The organism is Paeniglutamicibacter selenitireducens (genome assembly GCF_051550675.1).
Lineage (GTDB): Bacteria > Actinomycetota > Actinomycetes > Actinomycetales > Micrococcaceae > Paeniglutamicibacter.
Map to the genome: position 1 here is coordinate 197,143 of NZ_JBPULF010000007.1, position 21,513 is coordinate 218,655.

Below are 21,513 nucleotides of genomic sequence, written 5' to 3' on the forward strand. Positions count from 1 at the left end.
CCCAAGACTGAACCCGAACACCACGTTCACCCGATCCATGCAAGGACATCCCATGAGCCCCGCCGCCAACGGCACCCCCGTATCCTTCGACCTGATCGAAGCCAACACCCCCGCCGCCGTCATCGACGCCGCGCTGGCCGATACCGCGCATGCCCCCTACTGGCTGCAGCATCCCGACCGCCCCGACGCCCTTCCGGCCCTCGAGGGCCCCATCGCCACCGACCTGCTCGTGGTCGGCGGCGGCTACACCGGGTTGTGGACCGCCCTGCAGGCCAAGGAGGCGGACCCGGCGCGCGAGGTCGTGCTGATCGATGCCGAGACCATCGGCTGGGCCGCATCCGGGCGCAATGGCGGCTTCTGCGAGGCCTCGCTGGTCCACGGCGAGTCCAACGGCGAGGCCCACCTGCCCAAGGAAAACGCCCGGCTCACCGAGCTCGGCGCCGAGAACCTCGCCGGCCTCGTCGAGACCATCCGCAGGTACGGCATCGACTGCGACCTCTGGGAAACCGGCGTGCTGAACGTCGCCACCGAGGAGCACCAGGTTTCCTGGCTCAAGGAGGAGGCCGAGGCCGGCTCCGGCGTCCCGTTCCTCGACGCCGACGAAGTCAAGACCCACATCAACTCCCCGCTTTTCGAGGGCGGGAACTGGGACAAGGAATCCGCGGTGCTGGTGCACCCGGCCAAGCTGGCCTGGGGCCTGCGCCGAGTCTGCCTGGAACTCGGGGTCAGGATCTTCGAGCACACCCGGGGCACGGGACTCACCTCCACCGATGCGGCAATCACCGTCACCACCGGCGCCGGAACCATCACCGCGCAGCGCGTCGCGCTGGCCACCAACGTGTTCCCGTCGCTGCTCAAGCGCCACCGCCTGCACACCATCCCGGTCTACGACTACGCGCTGATGACCGAACCGCTCACCGAGGCCCAGCGCGAGGCCATCGGCTGGCAGAACAACACCGGCCTGGCGGACATGAACAACCGCTTCCACTACTCCCGGCCCACGGTCGACGAGAACGGCGGCTGGCGCATCCTCTTCGGCGGATACGACGCCGTCTACCACTACGGCCGCGAGGTCAAGCCGCAGTACGACCACAACGAGGCCACCTACCGGAAGCTCGCCGCGCACTTCGTCGGCACCTTCCCGCAGCTGGAGGGCATCAGGTTCTCGCACGCCTGGGGCGGCGCCATCGACACCTGCAGCCGCTTCTTCGCCTTCTTCGACACCTCGCACGGCGGCCGCGTCGCCTACTGCGCCGGGTTCACCGGGCTCGGCGTCGGCGCCACCCGCTTCGGCGCCCGCGTCATGCTCGACCTGCTCTCGGGCGCCAAGACCGAGCTCACCGAGCTGGAGATGGTCAAGAAGAAGCCGCTGCCCTTCCCCCCGGAACCCGTGGCCTGGCTGGGCGTGAAGCTGATGACCAACGGGCTCGTCAAGGCCGACCGCAACGAGGGCAAGCGCGGGCCGTTCCTGAAGGTCATGGACGCCGTCGGCATGGGCTTCGACTCGTGAGCGCCGCACCGTTGCCGCACCTGCGCGGCGGCGAGGCCCTGCGTGCCATGCTCGTACCGCTGGAGCACGGGCCCGTCACCGCCGAGCAGTCGACGGGCGCCCCGGCCACCACCGCCGCACTGGACCTCGGCACGCTGGGCGGCACCGAGTACGGCATCTGGGAGATGTCCGTCGGGTCGATGTACGACGTGGAGGCCGAGGAGGTCTTCGTCGTGCTGGCGGGAGCCGGCACCGTGGTCATCGCCCCGTTCGACGGCCGCCCCGCACACACCGCCGAGCTCCGGCCCGGAACCGTCATGCGGCTGGACGCCGGCATGGAAACCACCTGGACCGTCACCGAAACCCTGCGCAAGATCTATTTCACCCCCACCGAAGAACACGGGAGCAATTCATGAGCAACACCCAAGGCCACCAGTACATCAACGGCGCCTACCGCGTCGGTTCGGGCACCCCCGTCGAGCGCGTCAACCCGGCCACCGGCCAGGTCGACGCCACGATGGACATCGCCTCGATCGCCGACCTCGAGGACGCCATCGCCGCGGCGGAGGCCGCCTTCGCCGCCTGGTCGCGGCTGACCCCGGGCGAGCGCTCGGACCACCTGCTGGCCTTCGCCGCGGAGCTGAAGACCCGCGCCAGGGAGCTTGCCGAGCTGGAAACCGCGCAGACCGGCAAGTCCACCCGCATGTCCAACGAGTTCGACGTGCCCGGCACCATCGACAACGTGAACTTCTTCGCCGGTGCCGCGCGCCACCTGCAGGGCCAGGCCGCCGGCGACTACGCGGGGAACTCCACCTCGATGATCCGCCGCGAGCCCATCGGCATCATCGGCTCCATCGCCCCGTGGAACTACCCGCTGCAGATGGCCGCGTGGAAGATCCTGCCGGCGATCGCCGCGGGCAACACCATCGTGCTCAAGCCCAGCGAAATGACCCCGGGCACCTCGCTGGTCTTCGCGGAGGCCGCCACCGCCGCCGGCATCCCGGACGGCGTCATCAACGTCGTGGTCGGCGCGGGCCGCCAGATCGGCGAGGCCCTGGTCCGCCACCCGAAGATCGCCATGACCTCCTTCACCGGGTCCACGCCGGTGGGCCGCAAGATCATGGAGATGGCCTCCGAGAGCGGCAAGCGCGTGCACCTCGAACTCGGCGGCAAGGCACCCCTGGTGGTCTTCAAGGACGCCGACGTGGAGGCAGCGGCCCACGGCGCCGTTGCCGGCTCCACCATCAACGGCGGCCAGGACTGCACCGCGGCCACCCGCGCCTACGTGCACTCCTCGCTCTTCGACGCGTTCACCGACCGCGTCGCCGAGCTCATGGACGCCATGGTCGTGGGCGACCCGACCGACGAGGACACCGACATGGGTTCGCTGATCTCCTTCGCCCACCGCGGCAAGGTCTCCGAGATGGTCGAGCGCGCCAAGGAAGCAGGTGCCACGGTGCGTGCCGGCGGCGTGGCACCGGAGCTGCCCGGCGCCTTCTACCGCCCGACGCTGATCACCGGCGCGGCACAGGACAGCGAGATCGTCCAGGACGAGGTCTTCGGCCCCGTGCTGGTGGCCCTCCCCTTCGAAACCGACGACGAGGCCATCGCCCTGGCCAACGACACCCCGTTCGGCCTGGCCGCCTCGGCATGGACCAACAACGTCAATCTCGCCATGCGTGCCGCCGCGGAGATCCAGGCCGGCTGCGTGTGGATCAACGAGCACATCCCGATCGTCTCGGAGATGCCGCACGGCGGCTACAAGGACTCGGGCTTCGGCAAGGACATGAGCAGCTACTCCTTCGAGGAGTACACCAACATCAAGCACGTGCTCATCTCCCACGACACCGAGGCGCACAAGGGCTGGCAGAGCACCGTCTTCAGGAAGCGCTAGCCCGCACCCGGGCGGCATGCCCCGGGCGGGAGGATCCGTTCCTCCCGCCCGGGGCATGCTTCGTTCTTAATGAGAATCATTAGCCCACGTTCGGTAGACTTCCCGGGGTAGGCACGGGCAGCTAAGCGAACGGGGATGATTCACTTCCATGGGCGGACACCACCACGGCGACGTACTTGTCGATCCACGACGGCGCCGGCGCGCCAACCTGATCCTCTGGATCCTGCTGGCCCCGGTGGGAATCGCCGCCCTGCTGGGCACCATCCTGCTGTGGCCCGCGGGCGAGCGCACGACCGCCCTCGAGGACCCCTACAACGCCGGCCCCGGCGTGAGCATGTCCACCGGAACCGTGACCCGCACGCTGACGGAGACCTGCCCCTCCTCCATGGGCCTCGCGGACGTGGGCGGCAAGGAACTGCAATGCGAGATCTCCTACGTGGCACCCGACGGCGCCGGCGCGGAATTCGCCCTCGAGGTGCCGCCGGAGACCACGCGCTCGCGGCCGCTGGAGGCCGGGGACCGCATCAAATACCTCGACCTGAGTGCCGTCGCCGACGGGTCCTCGGCACCCTACGTCTTCGTCGACTTCGTCCGCACCGTCCCCTTGGTTGCTCTGGCGCTGGCCTACGCTGCGGTCGTGTGCCTCGTCGCCCGCTGGCGAGGACTGCGCGCCCTGCTCGGGCTCGGCGGCGGGCTGGTATTCATCGTCGGGTTCATGATCCCGGCGCTGCTCGAGGGCAAGAGCCCCCTGCTCGTGGGGCTTGTCGGGTCAACTGTCGTCATGTTCGCCGCCCTGTACTTCGCCCACGGCTTCTCGGCCCGGACCTCGACGGCCCTGCTGGGGACGCTGTTCGGACTGGGCGTCACCGCCGCCATCGCGATCTGGGCCACCGACGCGGCAGCACTCACCGGCGCCACCGACGACGCAGCACTCACGCTCAACACCGTGGCCCCCACCCTCAACCTCTCCGGGCTCCTGCTCTGCGGCCTGCTCATCGCGGGGCTCGGCGTGCTCAACGACGTCACCATCACGCAGTCCTCGGCCATCTGGGAGCTGGCCGAGATCGCCCCGCACTCCACGGCCCGCCAGCTCTTCACCTCGGGCATGCGCATCGGCCGCGACCACATCGCCTCAACCGTCTACACCATAGCCTTCGCCTACGCGGGTGCCGCCCTGCCCATCCTGGTCCTGGTCAGCCTGTACGACCGCCCGCTGCTCGACTCGCTCACCACCGGGGAGATGGCCGAGGAAATCATCCGCATCCTCGTCGGATCCATCGGCCTGGTGCTGGCCATCCCCGTCACCACGGCCATCGCGGTCCTCGTCGTCAAGGCCACCGGGCAGGGAGGCCCCGCCAAGCCGCGGGGCAGGCGCTCGCTCGGTTCGCCGGCGCCGGCCGAGGACCGGCCGCGGGACAGCGGGGCGCACGATGTCGACCTGCAACACCAACACTAATGCGAATGATTCTTATTTAAGTTAGAGTGGTGTCCTCGACACGACCACGCGTCCCGGAAGGACCCACTCCCCCATGACCCGAACACTTGGCCTGGCCACCACGGCACTGGCCGGCATCCTCGCACTCTCCGCCTGCGGCAACGGCGCCCAGGCGCAGCCGGCGGCCGAACCATCCCGCGTCCAGGTGCTCAGCAGCACCAGCGTCTACGCCGACCTCGCCGCCGAGGTCGGCGGGGACCTGGTGGACAGCACGGCCATCATCGATTCCCCGTCGCAGGACCCGCATTCCTACGAGGCCACAGCGCGCGACAAACTCGCCGTCTCCAAGGCCCAGCTCGTCATCGGCAACGGCGGCGGCTACGACCCGTTCATCGAGAACCTGGCCGGGGAGACCGCCCGGCCGGGACAGTCGGTGCTCCACGCCGTCGACCACTCCCCGATCCCCGCCGAGACCGCGGAGCATGAAGACGGCCACGACCATGACCACGGACATGACGACGAACCGGCGGCGCACGAGGGACACGAGGGACACGACCACGCCGACGAGGAGCATGCCGGCCACGAGCACGCGGGATACAACGAGCACGTCTGGTACGACCTCGAGTCGATGCAGCAGCTTGTCCCGGAGATCGCCGGAAACCTCACGGCGATCAAGCCCGAGGGGCGGGCCGTGTTCGAAGCCAACGCGGGCCGGCTCCTCGGCGAGCTGGCAGGGCTGGAATCCAGCGCCAAGGCCCTGCGCGACGAGGCCCGGGGCAAGCACTTCGCGATGACCGAGCCCGTGCCGTACCACCTGCTGGTGGACCTCGGCATGCAGGACTCGACCCCCGAGGGGTTCAGCGAGGCCATCGAGGGCGGGTCCGAGGTATCCCCGCAGGCCCTGAAGAAGATGGGCGACCTGCTGGAGGCCGGAAGCATCGACATGCTGGCCTACAACACCCAGACCGCCAGCCCGCAGACGGAACGCATCCGCGATGCCGCCGTGCGGCAGCATGTGCCGGTTGTCGACTTCTCGGAGACGCTTCCGCAAGACACCCGCTACGTCGACTGGATGGCCGGGAACCTGCGTGCCATCGAGGCCGGGCTCAACTAGCGCGAACATGCCGGCGGCGGAGGTCCCTTCACTGGGACCTCCGCCGCCGGCGGTACGTTCGGGGGGGTCACCCGGCCGGGGCGGCCTCACCCGTGGGCCAGCGCAGCAGCGCGGCGATGCCCACGCCCTCGGGCAGCACGCCCTCGGGCACGTAGCGGATCGCCGCGTCGGTCAGGGCGGTGGCCCGCAGCAGCACCTCGGGTGCCGGCCACGACCCGATGACAAGTTCCGCGTGGTCCGCCGAATCCTCCCCCACGAGCCACGGCTCGGAGGAAAGCGCGACAAGGGACTCGTCGTCCTGGAACTGGTTGACCAGCACGGTGCTTGCCTGGGCCTGCTGCAGGGCCGCGACAACCTCGTCGAAGCCGAGGGCCAGGTCCGAGCGGCCGTTGCCGGTCCGGTTGGCGACCTTCTCGGACAGTTCCTTCAGCTCGCGGTCGATCACGCCGTTCACGTGCTCGGCGACGGCAGCGGCAAAGGCCGCCTGGTCGGCGCCCCCGGTCCGGGTGTGCTGGTCAAGGGTCGTGGTGACGGCCTTGTGCGCCGTGGCCATCTGCCCGGCCACCAGCTCGCGGGCCTTCACGTCGCCGGCCAACACAATCAGCTTCACGTAGTTCTCGCGGGCCAGCTCGTCGATCTGCCGCGCCAGCTCGTCGGCGTTGCGCCGCCAGATTTCCTCGGTGGCCGACTGGTTCTTGGGTTCGTCGTAGCGCCCCGGAACCTTCCGTGCATGGTGCGCTTCCTCGGGATCGCCGCTTACCCCGCGGCTCTCCCCGACCTCCTGGATCGATGAGTGGTAGAGGCGGACCTCGCCGCCGTCGCGGCTGGCCTCAGCGACAAGGTACGGGAACTGGCCCCCGCGTGCGCGGGCCAGCGCCACGAGGTTCGGGAAGGGACCGCAGTCGACGTCGGGATCGTGGACCTTGAGGCCGTGGATCAGTTCGTCGACAACCACCTCACCGCCGTTCACCGCCACAAAGCGCGCCACCGGTGCGGGGCAGCCGGTGGCGGGCACCAGCGCCTGGCGAATGGCACCGATGTCGGCCTCGGATGCCTGCTGCGAGGCGAGGATCTTGCCGACGGTTTCCGGAAGCTCGTCCGCCGCCTCGTGCGCGGCGGTTGTTCCTAGCGATGCATCGAAAAGCGCCGTGCACCACGGGCCCTCTCGACGGTAAAGCGAAGCGTCGATTCCTGTGGAACCTGCGCGTGATGCCATGGGGGAACTCCTTCCCACGCGGCCTGTGCCGCATGCCGATTCGATCCGTGTGCCCCACCGTAGCACCGGAGCGCGCCCCGCCGATAGGGCTGTTCGAATCGCTTTCCGCTGGGTAGGATGGCGCCGCGCACGGGCCCGGGGCGGACCCTTCCGGCCCGTGCACGCACGCCGCTACAGGCCCAGGATCGAGCTGGCCACCAGGAAGTAGATGACAAGTCCCGTCGCGTCGACGAACGTCGAGATGAACGGGTTGGAGAACACCGCGGGGTCCGCCTTCACGGCCTTGCCCAGCAGCGGCATCAGCCCGCCGATGCTTGCGGCCATGGTGCACACCCCCAGCAGCGTCAGCCCGATGACCAGGCCGATCGGCACCGAATAGGCAATCGCCGCGATGGCAAAGCCCAGGGATCCCAGCAACAGGCCCATCAGCGCGCCGACGCGCACCTCGCGGGTCAGGACCTTTAAGACGTCCCGGGGCCGTACGTCCCCCAGCGCCAGCGCGCGGGTGATGGTGGTTGCTGCCTGGTTTCCGGTGTTCCCGCCCGTGCCGATCAGCAGCGGGATGAACAGCGAGAGCACGACCTGCTCCTCGAGCGTGGTCTGGAAAGCCCCGATGACCTGCACGGTAAGGGTGGCACCGAGGGCCAGCACCAGCAGCCAGACCACCCGGGCCCGCACGATGCTGCGCACCGGCGTGGCCAGGTAGGGCCGGCGCAGCGGTTCGCTGCCACCGGCGCGGGCGGCGTCCTCGCTCTCGGCATCCTCGAGGATCCCCAGGGCATCGTCGACGGTGAGGATGCCGACCAGGCGCTCCTCGGCGTCGACGATCGGCAGCACCAGCACCTTGGCGTCGGCGCAGTAGCGGGCGGCCTCCTCCGCGTCCTGTGTCGCGGCGGCGCTCAGCGGGCTCTTCATGATCCCCGAGACGTGCACCTCGGGATCGGCCCGCAGCACGTCGCGCAGCGACACCACGCCCACCAGGTGGCGCCCGGAGTCGGTCACCGGAATGGTGTAGACGCTTTCGGCGTCATCGAGCCGGGCGCGCACGCGGGCCAGGGTCTCGCCGACCGTGAGTTCGGGGTGGGTGATCACGAACTCGGGGCTCATGTAGCGCCCGACGGCACCCTGCGGGTAGCCGAGGACCGCGGAGGTCAGGGCCCGGTCCTTGTCGCTCAGGCCGAGGATCAGGCGGTTGGCCACCGAGGCCGGCAGTTCGTCCATCAGGGCTACACGGTCATCGGGGCTCAGGCCCGCGAAAACCTCGGCGACCTCCGAATCCTGCAGGCCCTCCACGAGGTCGGCCTGCAACGCGGCATCGAGCCGCTCGAAGACCTCGATGGCCCGGCCCTTGGGCAGCGTGCGGTAGGCCAGCGCGCGCTCTATGGTGTTGAGGCGTTCGAGCTGCTCGAGCGTCTCCGTCACGTCAAGGGGCTTGAGCGCCCGCGAAACGTCCGCGACGCTGTTGGCCCCCAGGGCCTTCGCCAGCAGTTCGGCGCTTTCGTCGAACGAGATGGTGGGAGATTTGATCATGGTCCGGTTCCCTCCGGCCTGGCGCACGCTGGAGGGCGCGGCGGTGCCGCGGCGTGCGCAAAAGTACGGGTGTGCTGTGGATGCAATACCGCAACCGCACGAACCCGTCGCCGGGGAAAGCGGGAACACCGTGGCCCCGGAATATCCTTCCCGGGTCGCCGCCGTGGCGGCGGAGGGCCGTGCACCGGCAGGGAGGATGCCCGGGCATGGCCCGGGGCGTACTCAGGCCCGGTGGAGCGATGGTTCCCGCGGGCCTAGGCGAGGCTCGCGCGGTGCGGTAGATCGACTATGTCCGTCGTCCATGCGAGGGTCACCTCCATCCATTCCGGGTCTCATCGGGGGCGGATCGAAGAACGGCAGCCTGCGGCGCGCTGGATTCGATCCCCAGGGCCATCCTAGGCACAAAAACCGCCCGGTGGCCACAAACGTGCCGCGGAACACGCCGCCCGCACCCGCGGCGCCCCGTACCCGTTCAGCCGGCGGGGACCCAGAACCTCATGGTGCGCCCCTCGCCGACCTGCACGATGTCCTCCAGCACTCCCCCGTTCGCCTGGATGGTCCGCGCCGAGGCGATGTTCCTCTCGTCGCAGGTCACCAGCGCCCTGTCGATGCCGCGCGCGGCCAGCTGGTCCAGGGACAGCCGCAGGATGCCTGTCGCGTGGCCGCGGCGCCGGAAGCCCGGGCGAACGCCGTAGCCGATGTGGCCGCCGACCAGCAGCAGGTGCTCGTTGAGCTCGAAACGGATGCAGGTGCGCCCCACAAGTTCCCCGTCGGCGAAGGCCCCCCACAGCGCCGAGGGCACCCACCCCTCGGGGAGCCCGAGGCCTTGTTCGTGGGCGTGGAGCTGGTCGAGGTACGCCTCGAACCCGCGGCGGGCGGAATAGCCCAGCAGGAATTCGAAGTCGTCGGCGTCAAGTTCGGTGCGTGCCAGCAACGCTTCGTCGCGGTCCGCGATCTCGAATGGCCTGAGGGTGAGCATGCCTTGAAGACTACCAGCGCTGCGGCACGCGGATGGGCCGGGATACGGCGATGCCGCCCGCGCCATGGTGGCGCCGGCGGCATCCCCACGGGAGCATCAGCACTCGATGACGTTCACGGCCAGGCCGCCCATCGCGGTTTCCTTGTACTTCGAGCTCATGTCCTTGCCGGTCTCGCGCATGGTGATGATGACCTCGTCGAGGGTCACGTGGTGCTGCCCGTCGCCCATCAGGGCCATTTTCGCGGCGTTGATGGCCTTGGACGCGGCGATCGCGTTGCGTTCGATGCACGGGATCTGCACGAGGCCGCCGATCGGGTCGCAGGTGAGGCCAAGGTTGTGTTCCATGGCGATCTCCGCGGCGTTCTCCACCTGGTCCACGGTGCCGCCGAGGATTTCGGCAAGGCCGCCGGCGGCCATCGAGGAGGCCGAGCCGACCTCGCCCTGGCAGCCGACCTCGGCGCCCGAGATCGAGGCCTGCTCCTTGTAGAGCACGCCGATGGCCGCGGCGGTGAGCAGGAAGCGGACGATGACGTCCTCGCGCTCCTCCTGGTTCCAGTACTTGGCGCCCGGGGCGTAGTGCGTGGCGTAGAACATGACGGCCGGGATGATGCCCGCGGCGCCGTTGGTGGGGGCGGTGACCACGCGGCCGCCGGATGCGTTCTCCTCGTTGACGGCCAGCGCGACGAGGTTGATCCATTCCTGCCAGAACACCGGGTCGCGGTCCTTGTCCTCCTTGGCCAGGCGCCTGTGCCATTCGGGGGCGCGGCGGCGGACCTTCAGCCCGCCGGGCAGCACACCCTCGCGGGTCAGCGAGGCGTCCTTGCAGTCCTCCATGACCTGCCAGATGTGCAGCAGGCCCGCGCGGATCTCCTCCTTGGAGCGGTAGGCCTCCTCGTTGGCGGCCATGACCCCGGCGATGGACAGGCCGGTGGTGGCGCAGTGCTCGAGCAGCTGGGCGGCGGTGGAGAACGGGTAGGGCTGCTTGTTGACGGCTTCCTCGAAGTTCGCCGCGAGCTTCTCCTCGGCGCCCTCGCGCACGATGAACCCGCCGCCCACCGAGTAGTAGGTCTCCTCGCAGAGCGTGTTGCCCGCCGCGTCAAGGGCGGCGAGCTTCATGCCGTTGGTGTGGCGGGGCAGCACCGTGAGCGGGTGCTGGATCATGTCGGCGACGGTGAAGGGGAGTTCCTTGCCCTCGCCCAGGGCCTGGCACAGCTGCAGCTTGCCGCTGGATTCCATCTCCTCCAGGCGGTCGTCGACCTCCGAGGGCAGGATCTTCTCGGGTTCGAAGCCCTCGAGCCCGAGCATGATGGCCGTAAAGGTTCCGTGGCCGCGGCCCGTCGCGGCGAGCGAGCCGTAGACGTCCACGCGCAGCGACGCGGTGCCGGCGAGCAGCTGTTCGCGCACCAGCTTGGCGGAAAAGGCGTGTGCGGCGCGCATGGGGCCGACCGTGTGCGAGGACGAGGGTCCGATGCCGACGGTGAAAAGATCGAAGACGCTGATGGCCACGAGATGACTTCCTTCATGAGGTACCGTCGCGGGGACGGTGTGGTGGGAGGTGGATCGGCACGCATGTGACGCGCGCCACGACCCTGTGCACAAACACTGCGAGCCCGGGATCTTGTGAATCCCGGACTCGCAGCGATGCAACTGGCGGCCGGGGGCTAGGCCAGGTTTTCCAGCTCCGGGTAGAGCGGGTGTGCATTGGCCAGGGCGTGCACGCGGTCCTTCAGGGCCGCAAGCGTCGCCTCGTTGTTCTCTTCGGAACCGGCGATGAGGGTCTCGGCGATGATGTCCGCGACCTCCACGAAGGCGGCCTCGGAGAAGCCGCGCGTTGCCAGTGCCGGGGTGCCGATGCGCAGGCCGGAGGTGACCATCGGCGGGCGGGGGTCGAACGGCACCGCGTTGCGGTTCACCGTGATCTCCACCTTCGCCAACAGGTCCTCGCCCTGCTGTCCGTCCAGCTCCGAGTTGCGCAGGTCCACCAGGACCAGGTGCACGTCGGTGCCGCCGGTGAGCACGCTGATGCCCTTGGCCGCGACGTCCGCGGCGTTCAGGCGCTCGGCCAGGATGCGGGCACCGGCCAGGGTGCGCTCCTGGCGCTCCTTGAACTCCGGGGTCCCGGCGATCTTGAACGCCACGGCCTTGCCGGCGATGACGTGCTCGAGCGGGCCGCCCTGCTGTCCCGGGAACACCGCCGAGTTGATCTTCTTGGCGATGTCCGCGTCGTTGGTCAGGATGATGCCGCCACGCGGACCGGCAAGGGTCTTGTGCGTGGTGGAGGAGACGACGTGCGCGTGCGGGACCGGCGAGGGGTGCAGCCCGGCGGCCACCAGGCCGGCGAAGTGCGCCATGTCGACGAACAGGTACGCGCCGACCTTGTCGGCGATCTCGCGGAAGCGGGCGAAGTCGAGCTGGCGCGGGTAGGCGGACCAGCCGGCGACGATCATCTTCGGCTGGTGCTCGATGGCCAGGGCCTCGACCTTGTCCATGTCCACCACCAGGGTGTCCTCCTCAACGCCGTACGGGACGATGTTGTAGAGGCGGCCGGAGAAGTTGATCTTCATGCCGTGGGTCAGGTGTCCGCCGTGGGCCAGGTTCAGGCCCATGATGGTGTCGCCCGGGCGGATCAGCGCGTGCATCACCGACGCGTTGGCCTGTGCGCCGGAGTGCGGCTGCACGTTCGCGAACTCGGCTCCGAAGAGCGCCTTCACGCGCTCCAGGGCGAGCGTCTCGATGACGTCGACCTCTTCGCAGCCACCGTAGTAGCGGCGTCCCGGGTAGCCCTCGGCGTACTTGTTGGTGAGCACCGAGCCCTGCGCCTGCATGACTGCCAACGCGGTGTGGTTCTCCGAGGCGATCATTTCCAGGCCGCGCTGCTGGCGGGCCAGCTCGGCGTCGATGCGCTCCGCGATCTCCGGATCGAGGCTGCCGATGTCCTGGGTCAGGGACGCCGGGGCCAGGGATTCGAACGTTGCGGTCACGCTACGTCGCCGCCGTTTGCCGAGGCGTAGTCAGCCGCCGAGAGCAGCGGGCCCTCTTCGGAGACCTCGACGGTGAACAGCCAGCCGGCGCCGTACGGGTCCTCGTTCAGGATCGCCGGGTTGTCGATGGCGTCCTGGTTGACCTCGACGATGGTGCCGGAAACCGGTGCGTAAAGGTCCGAAACCGACTTGGTGGATTCCACTTCGCCGCAGGTTTCACCGGCGGTGACCTCGGAGCCGACCTCGGGAAGGTCGACGTAGACCACGTCGCCCAGGGCGTCGGCTGCAACCTGGGTGATGCCCACCTTGGTCGGGGTCGAGGCGTCGACCCATTCGTGCTCGGCCGAGTAGCGCAGGGAGGCAAGAACCTTGCTCATAGTGATGTTTCCTCTCAAAGAATGTGGGTAAGGCTGGTAGCCGGTTGATCGGTGGCGGGGTCCGGCGCGGGTGCCGTGCCCCGCCACCGACAACGTTACTTGGCTCGGGTGTAGAACGGCAGTGCGATGACTTCGAACGGCTCGGCCTTGCCGCGCAGGTCGATGTCCAGCGCGGTGCCGATTTCGGTGAATGCCGGATCGACGTAGGCCATGGCGACCGGGTAGCCGAGCGTCGGGGACGGCTGGCCGGAGGTGACGGTGCCAACCTGCACGCCGTCCTTCACCACCGGGTAGCCGCCGCGGCCGGCGCGGCGGCCCAGGCCCTTGAGGCCGACGAGCACGCGCTTGGCGCCTTCGGCCTTGATGGCCTCCAGTGCCTCGCGGCCCACGAAGTTCTCTTCCTTCTTGAAGGAGACGATCGGGCCGAGGTTGGCCTCGAACGGGTTCCCCTCCAGGGAGAGCTCGTTGCCGTACAGCGGCATGCCGGCCTCGAGGCGCAGCGAATCGCGGCAGGCAAGGCCCGCGGGGATCAGCCCGTGGCCCTCGCCGGCAGCCATCAACGCGGCCCAGAGTTCCGGGGCCTGTGCGTTGGGCACGTACAGCTCGAAGCCGTCCTCACCGGTGTAGCCGGTGCGTGCCAGGAGGATGTCGATGCCGGCGACGGTTGTCTCGTCGGCCGCGTAGTAGCTCATGTCGGAGACAAGGGCCTTGGCGGATTCCTCGACGACCTCGTGCAGGATGGCCACGGCGGCCGGGCCCTGCACGGCGATCAGCGAGGTCTCTGCCGACGCGTCGGTGACCGTGACGTCGAAGCCCGCTGCGCGCTCGGCCAGTGCCGCGGCAACCACCGGGGCGTTGCCGGCGTTCGGCACGACCAGGAACTTTTCGTCCCCGCGGCGATAGGTGATCAGGTCGTCGATGATGCCGCCTTCGGCGTTGCAGATCACCGAGTACTTGGCCTTGCCGACCTTCATCACGGCCATGTTGCCGGCCAGTGCGGTGTTCAGGAAGGTTGCCGCGTCCGGTCCCTCGACCCAGACCTCGCCCATGTGGGAGAGGTCGAAGAGGCCGGCGGTGGAGCGCACTGCCTTGTGTTCGGCCAATTCCGAACCGTACTTCAGCGGCATGTCCCAGCCGCCGAAGTCGGTGAAGGATGCGCCTAGTTCCGCATGCTGGGCATGCAGGGAGGTTTTCTTCGGGTCGCTCATCAAGCTACCTTTCGTGGGGCTCACAAATGAGTGGCGGAATTAGTTTTCGAAGGCTTCGGGGGCAGGGCAGGAGCAGATCAGGTTGCGGTCCCCGCCTGCGCCGTCGATGCGGCCCACGGCCGGGAAGTACTTGTCCACGCGCAGGGCGTGCACCGGGAAGGCGGCCTGCTCGACGGTGTACTTGCGGTCCCAGGCGGTGTTCACGACGGCAGCCACGGTGTGCGGTGCGTTGCGCAGCGGGGATTCCTCGATGGCGAAGTCGCCGGCCAGGACCTGCTCCATCTCGCCGCGGATCGCGATCATTGCCTCGATGAAGCGCTCGATCTCGCCCAGGTCCTCGGACTCGGTCGGCTCCACCATCAGGGTGCCGGCCACCGGGAAGGACAGGGTCGGGGCGTGGAAGCCGAAGTCGATCAGGCGCTTGGCAACGTCCTCGGCGGTGACGCCGGTCTTGTTCGTCAGCTCGCGCAGGTCAAGGATGCACTCGTGTGCGACGAGGCCCTTGTTGCCGGTGAACAGGATCGGGAAGTGCTGGTTCAGGCGGCTGGCGATGTAGTTCGCCGAGAGGATCGCGGTCTTGGTGGCGTCGGTCAGGCCTTCGCCGCCCATCATCGCAATGTAGGCCCAGGAGATCGGCAGCACGCCGGCCGAACCGAAGAGCGTTGCCACGACCGGGACGCCGTCGCGCACGGTGTAGGTGCCGGTGGCATCGCCCGGGAGGAACGGCACCAGGTGCTCGGCCACGGCAACCGGGCCAACGCCCGGTCCGCCGCCGCCGTGCGGGATGCAGAAGGTCTTGTGCAGGTTCAGGTGGCTGACGTCGCCGCCGAACTTGCCCGGCTGCGCCAGGCCGACGAGCGCGTTCATGTTGGCACCGTCGATGTACACCTGTCCGCCGGCTGCGTGGATCTTGTCGCAGACCTCGCGCACGTCCGGGTCGTAGACGCCGTGGGTGGACGGGTAGGTGATCATGATGGCTGCCAGGACGTCCTGGTTTGCCGCGATCTTCGCGTCGAGGTCGTTGGCGTCGATGGAGCCGTCGGCCGCGGTCTTCACGACGACGACCTTCATGCCGGCCAGGACGGCCGAGGCGGCGTTGGTGCCGTGGGCCGAGGCCGGGATCAGGCAGACGTTGCGCTGGTCGTCGCCGTTGGCGCGGTGGTAGCCGCTGATGGCCAGCAGACCCGCGTACTCGCCCTGCGAGCCGGCGTTCGGCTGCAGGGAGACGCCGGCGTAGCCGGTGATGGTGGACAGGCGGCCCTCCAGGTCGGTGATCAGCTCACGCCAACCCTCCGTCTGGTGCTCCGGGGCGAACGGGTGGATGGAGGCGAATTCCGGCCAGGAGATGGATTCCATCTCGGCGGTGGAGTTCAGCTTCATGGTGCACGAGCCCAGCGGGATCATGGTGCGGTCAAGCGCCAGGTCGCGGTCCGAGAGGCGGCGCAGGTAGCGCAGCATCTGGGTTTCGGACTTGATGGTGTTGAAGATCGGGTGGGTCAGGTAGTCGCTGGTGCGCAGCAGCCCGGTTTCCAGCTCGAAGCCCTCGGCCTTGAAGCCCTCGCCGGCAATGCCGAAGACGGCGGCGATGGCGGCGACGTGTGCGGTCGTCGTGGTCTCGTCGGTGGAGATGCCCACGGTGCCAGCGTCGACGCGGCGCAGGTTGATGCCCGCATCCTCGGCCTTGGCGATGATGGTCTCGACGTCGGCGACCTTCACCTGGACGGTGTCGAAGAACTGGCCCGCGGCGAGTTCCAGGCCGGCGCCGGCGAGCACGGTGGCGATGGTGCGCGCGTGGTTGTGGGTGCGCTGGGCGATGCGCTTGAGGCCTGCCGGGCCGTGGTACACGGCGTACATCGAGGCGGTGATCGCCAGCAGCGCCTGGGCGGTGCAGATGTTGGAGGTGGCCTTTTCGCGGCGGATGTGCTGCTCGCGGGTCTGCAGGGCCAGGCGGTACGCGGGGGTTCCCGCATCGTCCTTGGAGACGCCGACGAGGCGGCCCGGAAGGGCGCGCTCCAGGCCGTTGCGCACTGCCATGTAGGCTGCGTGCGGGCCGCCGAAGAACAGCGGTACGCCGAAGCGCTGGGTGTTGCCGACGGCGATGTCGGCGCCCTGCTCGCCCGGGGAAGTAATAAGGGTCAGCGCCAGGATGTCGGCGGCGACGGTGACCATGGCGCCGCGTTCCTTGGCGGCGGCGATGATGGCGGTGTGGTCGACGACGGCGCCGTCGTTGCCCGGCTGCTGCAGGACGATGCCGGAAATCTCACCCTCGGGCAGGCCCGCGGTCAGGTCGGCGATCTCGACCTCGAAGCCGAGTGCGTCCGCGCGGCCCTGGACCACGGAAACGGTCTGCGGGAAGAGGTTTGCATCGAGCACGGTCTTGGCGGTGGCCTTGGCCTTGTTGGCGCGGCGCATCAGCAGCACTGCCTCGGCGACGGCGGATGCCTCGTCGAGCATCGACGCGTTGGCGATCGGCAGTCCGGTCAGGTCCATGACCATGGTCTGGAAGTTCAGCAGTGCCTCGAGGCGGCCCTGGGAGATCTCCGGCTGGTACGGGGTGTAGGCCGTGTACCAGGCCGGGTTCTCCAGGATGTTGCGCAGGATCACCGGCGGGGTGTAGGTGTCAGAGAAGCCCTGTCCGATCATCTGGGTCTTCATGACGTTCTTGCCGGCGAGCACGCGGAGGTCGGCGAGGACCTCGGCTTCGGTGCGCGGGTCGGGCAGGTTCAGGGGCTCGCTCTGGCGGATGTCGGCCGGAACGGCCGTATCGACGAGTTCGTCGAGGGAGGAATAACCAAGCTGGGCAAGCATGGTGTCGATGTCGCTGCCCTGGGGGCCGATGTGGCGGGCGACGAACTCTGCGGACGGGGTCACGGTCATGGGGAACTCCATTGGGTCATCGGCGTGCGCGCACGCCGAACGAGCTGCAAGTTCCTCCCCGACCCTGTTGCTGTGACCTGAGAGTTTCCGCACCGCTTCGCTTGTCGGCGAAACAAATGCTTGCACCTTCGGTGAGCCGCACCGCCGTGGCGGTGTTGCTGCTTTCCAGAGTTGCCTCTTCGCGGCGGTACGGGGGCCTGAGAGTTTCCCGGGGAGGAATTGCTCCTACGGCGCCCGACCAACGTACGTTGTGCGGGACTCTCCCGCCGCATGTCAGTGGCTATGCCCCCTGCGAGGCACGATATCCATCCTACCGGCGATGCGTGAGCTAAACAACACGGAGCATCCAAACCCTTGTCAGAATGCGGTTTTCCATGGACACGCACATGCAACACAGATATTTCACCCCAAACACTTGACGCTTCAACCAATTGGGTCTAGTGTTTTACTTGAAAGTTCAAGCAAAACAAATTTGAGGACACCGTGAAGAAATTCCTCTCCAGGATCTTCGGAAAGAAGGACACCATGTCAATCGACATCACCATCATCGGAACCGGCAACATGGCCCGCGCGCTCTCCACCCGCGTACTCGCCGCAGGCAAGAACCTTCAGGTCCTGGCCCGCAACACCGCGGCCGCCGAGGCACTGGCCGCGGAGCTCGGGGCGGACACCGTGCCCGGAAACACCACCGAGGCGCCGGCCGGCGGCATCGTCATCCTGGCGCTGCCCTTCGACGCCTCGAAGGAATACGTCGTGGCACAGGGCGCCGCACTGGAGGGGAAGGTCCTCGTCGACATCTCCAACCCCGTCGATTTCTCCACCTTCGACACCCTGACCACCGCCGACGGCAGCTCCGCCGCCGAGGAAATCGCGGCTCTCACCTCCGCCAGCGTCGTCAAGGCATTCAACACCAACTTCGCCGGACCCTTGACGGCCGGCAACGCCGACGCCTCGACCCAGGACGTGTTCATCGCGGGCGACGACGCGGCCCGCACCGCAGTAGCCGAGTTCGCCACTGCCGCAGGCATGCGCCCCCTTGAGGTCGGCGGCATCCACCATGCCCGCGAGCTCGAGGGCTTCCAGCTCCTGATGATGGCCATGCAGGTCAACCCGGCGCTGGCCGATTTCAACTGGAACACCTCACTGAAGGTTGCCGTCTAGCCCCGGCACCAAGCAGGGCACCAAACACAAAAGGTCCGCGGGAACGATGCCACCAGGCATCCGCCCCGCGGACCTTTTCGTGCGTGCCCCAGCTAAACGACCCCGGAGACGCCCAGCCAGGAACCAATCGCGAACGTGACACCCAGCGCTGCGGCACCGCCGACCAGAACCCGCAAGGTCGGGCGCAGCATCGGCGCGCCGCCGAGCCTGGCGCCCAGCGCCCCGGTGACGGCGAGCGCCAGCAGCACCGCGATGAAGGTGACGGGGATCTTCAGCGGTCCGGGCAGGAACACGGCCGTCGCGAAGGGCAGCGCCGCCCCGATGGAGAAGGCGATCGCCGAGGCGAACGCCGCATGCCACGGGCTGGCCACTTCGTCCTCGTCGAGGTGAAGTTCCGCCTCCAGGTGCGCGGATAGTGCATCGTGGGCCGTCAGCTCCTTGGCAACCTGTGCCGCGGTGTGCTCGCTCAGGCCCTTGGAGCGGTAGATCGCGGTGAGTTCCTCCAGCTCGGCCTCGGGCATCTCCTCGAGTTCCCGGCGTTCCTTCTCGATCAGCGCCCGCTGGGAATCCGCCGAGCTGGAGACCGAGACGTACTCCCCCAGTGCCATGGAGATGGCACCGCCGATAGCCGCGGCCGCACCGGCAGCGACGATCGGCCCGGTGGCCGTGGAGGCCCCGGCCACGCCGACGACCACGGCCGCCACGGACACGATGCCGTCGTTGGCCCCGAGCACCCCGGCGCGCAACCAGTTCAGCCGTGCCGCAACCCCTGCATCGTGCGGTTCCTGGTCATGCTGCACTGCCTCTTGAGTCATGCCCCCAGCCAACCACGCCGCCGCGGTCCTTGGCCAGCGGCGGGATGCCGCCCGGCTCCCCCTATGCGGGAAGCGCGGTGCCCCGGGCGCCATCCGGGCCCAGGGAAACGAAACCGGGGTACCGGGCGGCGAGGTTGTCGCCCGAGGAGGTTCCGGTCAGCCGGCGCTTGACCCACGGGGCCAGGAATTCCTTGGCCCAGGCGGCATCGGAGCGCATTCTTTCGGCGCGGGTCCGCACGACCATCGGCGGCAGCTCCGGCACCTCGATCCCCGTCTCGCGGCCCAGCACGCCGAGGACCTTCCGGGCCATCAGCGTGTGCCCCGCGGTGCCCATGTGCAGGCGGTCGGTGGCCCAGTAGCGCCAATCCTGGAACTCGCGCCAGCGCCAGTAGTCGGCAATCACGGCCCCGTGCCGGTCGGCGATCTCGCGTACGCCCTCGTTGAAGATGGCGGTGCGCCCGCGGGTCTTTTCGAAGATTGCCGAGCCGTTGGAGTCGAAGCCGGTGAACAGCAGCAGCTGCGCCCCGGTGCCGGCGAGCTTTGCCACGGTGTCCTCGTAGCGCTGCATCAACGCATCGATGTCCACGCTCGGGCGCAGGATGTCGTTGCCGCCCATGTACAGGCTGACCAGCGTCGGCTTCAGGGCCAGGGCGGCGGGAAGCTGCTCGGCCACCACCTGCCGGACCTTCTTGCCGCGGATCGCCAGGTTCGCGTACCCCCACTCGGGGTCGGCGCAGAGCTGCTCGGCGACGCGGTCCGCCCACCCGCGCACCCCGTTGGGGCGCGCCGGTTCCGCATCGCCCATCCCCTCGGTGAAGGAGTCGCCAAGTGCCAGGTATCGTTTCGGGAATTCCACGGCACCAGACTATCCCTCGCGGCCCCCCGCGCTGCGGAGGCGACGGCCGCGTGCGACACGACGGAATTCACGGCATCCATGCGTCCCCGGCACAGCCGCCACCAAGGATTCCGGCGCACTCTCGAACCATGAGACCCAACCTGCACCGCACTCCCGCAGCCACCGACGCCCCGGCTTTCGGACACGACGCGACCCGCGACCCCGACGCCGCCCGCCCGCTAAACATCGGCGACCCCGGCCCGGCATCCGGCCGGTACACCGTCCCCGTGCACTTCGTCGTCACGCATGGTTCGGCGGGCCTGCCCGGGCAGATCCCCTGGCTCGAGGAAATCCGTGCCGACCAGTACCTCTCCGACCTGCACTCCGAGGTCATCTAACGACCCGGCACGCCACCTGCCGCGGCCCGGCCGCCGGTTACCCGGCGAGCAGGACCTGGCGGGCCAGTACGCTCAACTGCCCGCCGCGCGAGCCGGTTCCGTTGGCCTCCGCACGTGCCGGGACGTAGCCCACCGCCAGTCCGTAGGCGGGGTCCGCATAACCGATCGCCCCGTTGGCGCCGTCGTGGCCGAAGGCCCGGGCCGATCCGAAGTCGTTTGCGGCGTGCGGCTTCATGAAGCCGATGGCGAAGGCCCCGGGGTTGTTGTGCGAGCGGTCCAGGCCGAACACCCGGTCCCGGCCCACCAGCTCGATGGTCTCCGCACTCAGCAGCGGCGCGTGCTCGTCGCCGGATTCGTCGACGAACCCGGTGCTCACCGCCGCATAGAGCCGGGCCAGGCCGCGGGCGTTGGCCACCCCGCCGATCGAGGCGGACCCGGCTTCGCGGATGGAGCGCGCGTTCGGGACCTCCATGATCTCGAAGCTGCGTCCCTTGGGCCCGTCGAAGCCGCCGGTGGAATTCACCGCCAGGCCCAGCGGGGAGAAGGGGTCGATGAACACCGCCGGGCGTTCCTGGCCCGAACCAAGCACCGGGCGGAAGCGCGGTTCAAGTTCCTCGGGCAGCCCCAGGTGGAAGTCGATGCCGTGCGGGGCGCGGATGCGCCAGTCGTAGATGTGCTGCAGGGTTTCCCCGGCACAGCGGCGGGCCAGCTCCTCCATGAACACGCCCATGGTCAGCGCGTGGTAGCAGTGGATGCCCGGTGCGCTCCACAGCGGGGGTGTGGCGGCGATGATGGCAGCGGCCAGCCGGGAATCGTGCAGCTCCTCCTGGGTGAAGCCGCCGGGAACCCCGGGCAGCCCTGCCTGGTGGCTCAGCAGCTGGGCCACGGTGAGGTGCTCCTTGCCGGCTGCGGCGAACTCGGGCCAATACACGGCCACCGGTGCCTCCAGGTCCAGCAGGCCTCGCTGCACCAGCAGGGCCATCACGATCGCGCCGGCTCCCTTGGAACAGGAGAACACCCCGGTCAGCGACTCGGGCGTGGCGTCGGGGCCCACGGCCATGTCCAGCACCAGCCTGCCCTCCTGGTAGACGGCCAGCTGCCCGGAATACCCCGGGTCCTCGGCGGCGAAGGAGGCCATCAGCTCCGCCACGGGGGCGAAGCGCTGGTCCATGACATGCGTGTTGTTCTGCGTGCTCACCCGCAC

Annotated in this window: 18 protein-coding genes and 1 riboswitch; of the genes, 7 read left to right on the forward strand and 11 right to left on the reverse strand. The window is 68.8% G+C overall.

Annotation, left to right across the window (positions count from 1 at the left end; all coding sequences use genetic code 11):
• Positions 1-52 precede the first annotated feature (52 nt).
• The 5 genes from ACSYDW_RS13555 to ACSYDW_RS13575 all read left to right on the forward strand — a co-directional run bounded on the left by ACSYDW_RS13555 (position 53) and on the right by ACSYDW_RS13575 (position 5,932).
• Complete coding sequence (locus ACSYDW_RS13555) at positions 53-1,510, forward strand: NAD(P)/FAD-dependent oxidoreductase (protein WP_438339254.1); 1,458 nt, start codon at positions 53-55, stop codon at positions 1,508-1,510.
• Positions 1,507-1,905 (forward strand): cupin domain-containing protein, encoded by a 399-nt coding sequence (locus ACSYDW_RS13560; RefSeq protein ID WP_438339255.1) that lies wholly within the window; start codon positions 1,507-1,509, stop codon positions 1,903-1,905. The genes ACSYDW_RS13555 and ACSYDW_RS13560 overlap by 4 nt, the downstream gene beginning before the upstream one ends.
• Entirely contained in the window at positions 1,902-3,383 is a 1,482-nt protein-coding gene (locus tag ACSYDW_RS13565; protein WP_438339256.1) for a gamma-aminobutyraldehyde dehydrogenase, read from the forward strand. The genes ACSYDW_RS13560 and ACSYDW_RS13565 overlap by 4 nt, the downstream gene beginning before the upstream one ends.
• Positions 3,384-3,531: 148 nt before the next feature.
• Positions 3,532-4,839 (forward strand): YibE/F family protein, encoded by a 1,308-nt coding sequence (locus ACSYDW_RS13570; protein WP_438339257.1) that lies wholly within the window; start codon positions 3,532-3,534, stop codon positions 4,837-4,839.
• Positions 4,840-4,912: 73 nt separating this feature from the next.
• Positions 4,913-5,932 carry a metal ABC transporter solute-binding protein, Zn/Mn family gene (locus ACSYDW_RS13575; RefSeq protein WP_438339258.1) on the forward strand — a complete coding sequence of 340 codons (1,020 nt, stop codon included), beginning with the start codon at positions 4,913-4,915 and terminating at the stop codon, positions 5,930-5,932.
• Between the two features lie 67 nt (positions 5,933-5,999).
• Here the strand turns inward: ACSYDW_RS13575 and ACSYDW_RS13580 are convergent, their stop codons facing one another.
• The 8 genes from ACSYDW_RS13580 to gcvP all read right to left on the reverse strand — a co-directional run bounded on the left by ACSYDW_RS13580 (position 6,000) and on the right by gcvP (position 17,100).
• Positions 6,000-7,148: a baeRF2 domain-containing protein gene (locus tag ACSYDW_RS13580; protein ID WP_438339259.1), complete on the reverse strand. Its 1,149-nt coding sequence runs from the start codon at positions 7,146-7,148 to the stop codon at positions 6,000-6,002.
• A gap of 171 nt (positions 7,149-7,319) precedes the next feature.
• Positions 7,320-8,678 (reverse strand): magnesium transporter, encoded by a 1,359-nt coding sequence (mgtE, locus tag ACSYDW_RS13585; protein WP_438339260.1) that lies wholly within the window; start codon positions 8,676-8,678, stop codon positions 7,320-7,322.
• Between the two features lie 472 nt (positions 8,679-9,150).
• Positions 9,151-9,657 carry a GNAT family N-acetyltransferase gene (locus tag ACSYDW_RS13590; RefSeq protein ID WP_438339261.1) on the reverse strand — a complete coding sequence of 169 codons (507 nt, stop codon included), beginning with the start codon at positions 9,655-9,657 and terminating at the stop codon, positions 9,151-9,153.
• A 96-nt stretch (positions 9,658-9,753) separates the two neighbouring features.
• Positions 9,754-11,163, reverse strand: a complete 1,410-nt coding sequence (locus tag ACSYDW_RS13595) for an L-serine ammonia-lyase (RefSeq protein ID WP_438339262.1) — start codon at positions 11,161-11,163, stop codon at positions 9,754-9,756.
• A gap of 155 nt (positions 11,164-11,318) precedes the next feature.
• Complete coding sequence (gene glyA, locus ACSYDW_RS13600) at positions 11,319-12,638, reverse strand: serine hydroxymethyltransferase (RefSeq protein ID WP_438339263.1); 1,320 nt, start codon at positions 12,636-12,638, stop codon at positions 11,319-11,321.
• Complete coding sequence (gene gcvH, locus ACSYDW_RS13605; protein WP_438339264.1) at positions 12,635-13,015, reverse strand: glycine cleavage system protein GcvH; 381 nt, start codon at positions 13,013-13,015, stop codon at positions 12,635-12,637. The genes glyA and gcvH overlap by 4 nt, the downstream gene beginning before the upstream one ends.
• A 95-nt stretch (positions 13,016-13,110) precedes the next feature.
• Positions 13,111-14,223: a glycine cleavage system aminomethyltransferase GcvT gene (gene gcvT / locus ACSYDW_RS13610; RefSeq protein WP_438339265.1), complete on the reverse strand. Its 1,113-nt coding sequence runs from the start codon at positions 14,221-14,223 to the stop codon at positions 13,111-13,113.
• Between the two features lie 39 nt (positions 14,224-14,262).
• Positions 14,263-17,100: an aminomethyl-transferring glycine dehydrogenase gene (gcvP, locus tag ACSYDW_RS13615; RefSeq protein ID WP_438339266.1), complete on the reverse strand. Its 2,838-nt coding sequence runs from the start codon at positions 17,098-17,100 to the stop codon at positions 14,263-14,265.
• 175 nt (positions 17,101-17,275) lie between these two features.
• Positions 17,276-17,376, reverse strand: a riboswitch (glycine riboswitch).
• A gap of 249 nt (positions 17,377-17,625) precedes the next feature.
• Between gcvP and ACSYDW_RS13620 the strand changes: the two genes are divergently transcribed.
• Positions 17,626-18,261 (forward strand): NADPH-dependent F420 reductase, encoded by a 636-nt coding sequence (locus ACSYDW_RS13620; protein WP_438339267.1) that lies wholly within the window; start codon positions 17,626-17,628, stop codon positions 18,259-18,261.
• A gap of 92 nt (positions 18,262-18,353) precedes the next feature.
• Here ACSYDW_RS13620 and ACSYDW_RS13625 read toward each other — a convergent pair whose 3' ends face one another.
• Together ACSYDW_RS13625 and ACSYDW_RS13630 are read right to left on the reverse strand one after the other, a co-directional pair.
• The gene (locus ACSYDW_RS13625) at positions 18,354-19,076 is read right to left on the reverse strand and encodes a VIT1/CCC1 transporter family protein (protein WP_438339268.1); all 723 of its coding nucleotides are present in this window, start codon (positions 19,074-19,076) and stop codon (positions 18,354-18,356) included.
• Positions 19,077-19,137: 61 nt separating this feature from the next.
• Positions 19,138-19,932 (reverse strand): SGNH/GDSL hydrolase family protein, encoded by a 795-nt coding sequence (locus ACSYDW_RS13630; RefSeq protein WP_438339269.1) that lies wholly within the window; start codon positions 19,930-19,932, stop codon positions 19,138-19,140.
• 128 nt (positions 19,933-20,060) lie between these two features.
• On the opposite strand from ACSYDW_RS13630, the gene ACSYDW_RS13635 reads away from it, so the two are divergent.
• A complete protein-coding gene (locus ACSYDW_RS13635; protein ID WP_438339270.1) occupies positions 20,061-20,309 on the forward strand; it encodes a hypothetical protein in 249 nt (82 codons plus the stop codon).
• A gap of 37 nt (positions 20,310-20,346) precedes the next feature.
• Here ACSYDW_RS13635 and ACSYDW_RS13640 read toward each other — a convergent pair whose 3' ends face one another.
• Positions 20,347-21,507, reverse strand: a complete 1,161-nt coding sequence (locus ACSYDW_RS13640; RefSeq protein WP_438339271.1) for a serine hydrolase domain-containing protein — start codon at positions 21,505-21,507, stop codon at positions 20,347-20,349.
• Positions 21,508-21,513 lie beyond the last annotated feature (6 nt).

Excerpts from the sequence above, each read along its gene's own strand:
- gcvH (WP_438339264.1), bottom strand. The coding sequence starts at position 13,015 with ATGAGCAAGGTTCTTGCCTCCCTGCGCTACTCGGCCGAGCACGAATGG.
- ACSYDW_RS13565 (WP_438339256.1), top strand. The coding sequence starts at position 1,902 with ATGAGCAACACCCAAGGCCACCAGTACATCAACGGCGCCTACCGCGTC.
- ACSYDW_RS13590 (WP_438339261.1), bottom strand. The coding sequence starts at position 9,657 with ATGCTCACCCTCAGGCCATTCGAGATCGCGGACCGCGACGAAGCGTTG.
- gcvP (WP_438339266.1), bottom strand. The coding sequence starts at position 17,100 with ATGACCGTGACCCCGTCCGCAGAGTTCGTCGCCCGCCACATCGGCCCC.
- ACSYDW_RS13620 (WP_438339267.1), top strand. The coding sequence starts at position 17,626 with ATGTCAATCGACATCACCATCATCGGAACCGGCAACATGGCCCGCGCG.
- ACSYDW_RS13575 (WP_438339258.1), top strand. The coding sequence starts at position 4,913 with ATGACCCGAACACTTGGCCTGGCCACCACGGCACTGGCCGGCATCCTC.
- gcvT (WP_438339265.1), bottom strand. The coding sequence starts at position 14,223 with ATGAGCGACCCGAAGAAAACCTCCCTGCATGCCCAGCATGCGGAACTA.
- ACSYDW_RS13555 (WP_438339254.1), top strand. The coding sequence starts at position 53 with ATGAGCCCCGCCGCCAACGGCACCCCCGTATCCTTCGACCTGATCGAA.
- ACSYDW_RS13570 (WP_438339257.1), top strand. The coding sequence starts at position 3,532 with ATGGGCGGACACCACCACGGCGACGTACTTGTCGATCCACGACGGCGC.
- mgtE (WP_438339260.1), bottom strand. The coding sequence starts at position 8,678 with ATGATCAAATCTCCCACCATCTCGTTCGACGAAAGCGCCGAACTGCTG.
- ACSYDW_RS13635 (WP_438339270.1), top strand. The coding sequence starts at position 20,061 with ATGAGACCCAACCTGCACCGCACTCCCGCAGCCACCGACGCCCCGGCT.
- ACSYDW_RS13580 (WP_438339259.1), bottom strand. The coding sequence starts at position 7,148 with ATGGCATCACGCGCAGGTTCCACAGGAATCGACGCTTCGCTTTACCGT.
- ACSYDW_RS13625 (WP_438339268.1), bottom strand. The coding sequence starts at position 19,076 with ATGACTCAAGAGGCAGTGCAGCATGACCAGGAACCGCACGATGCAGGG.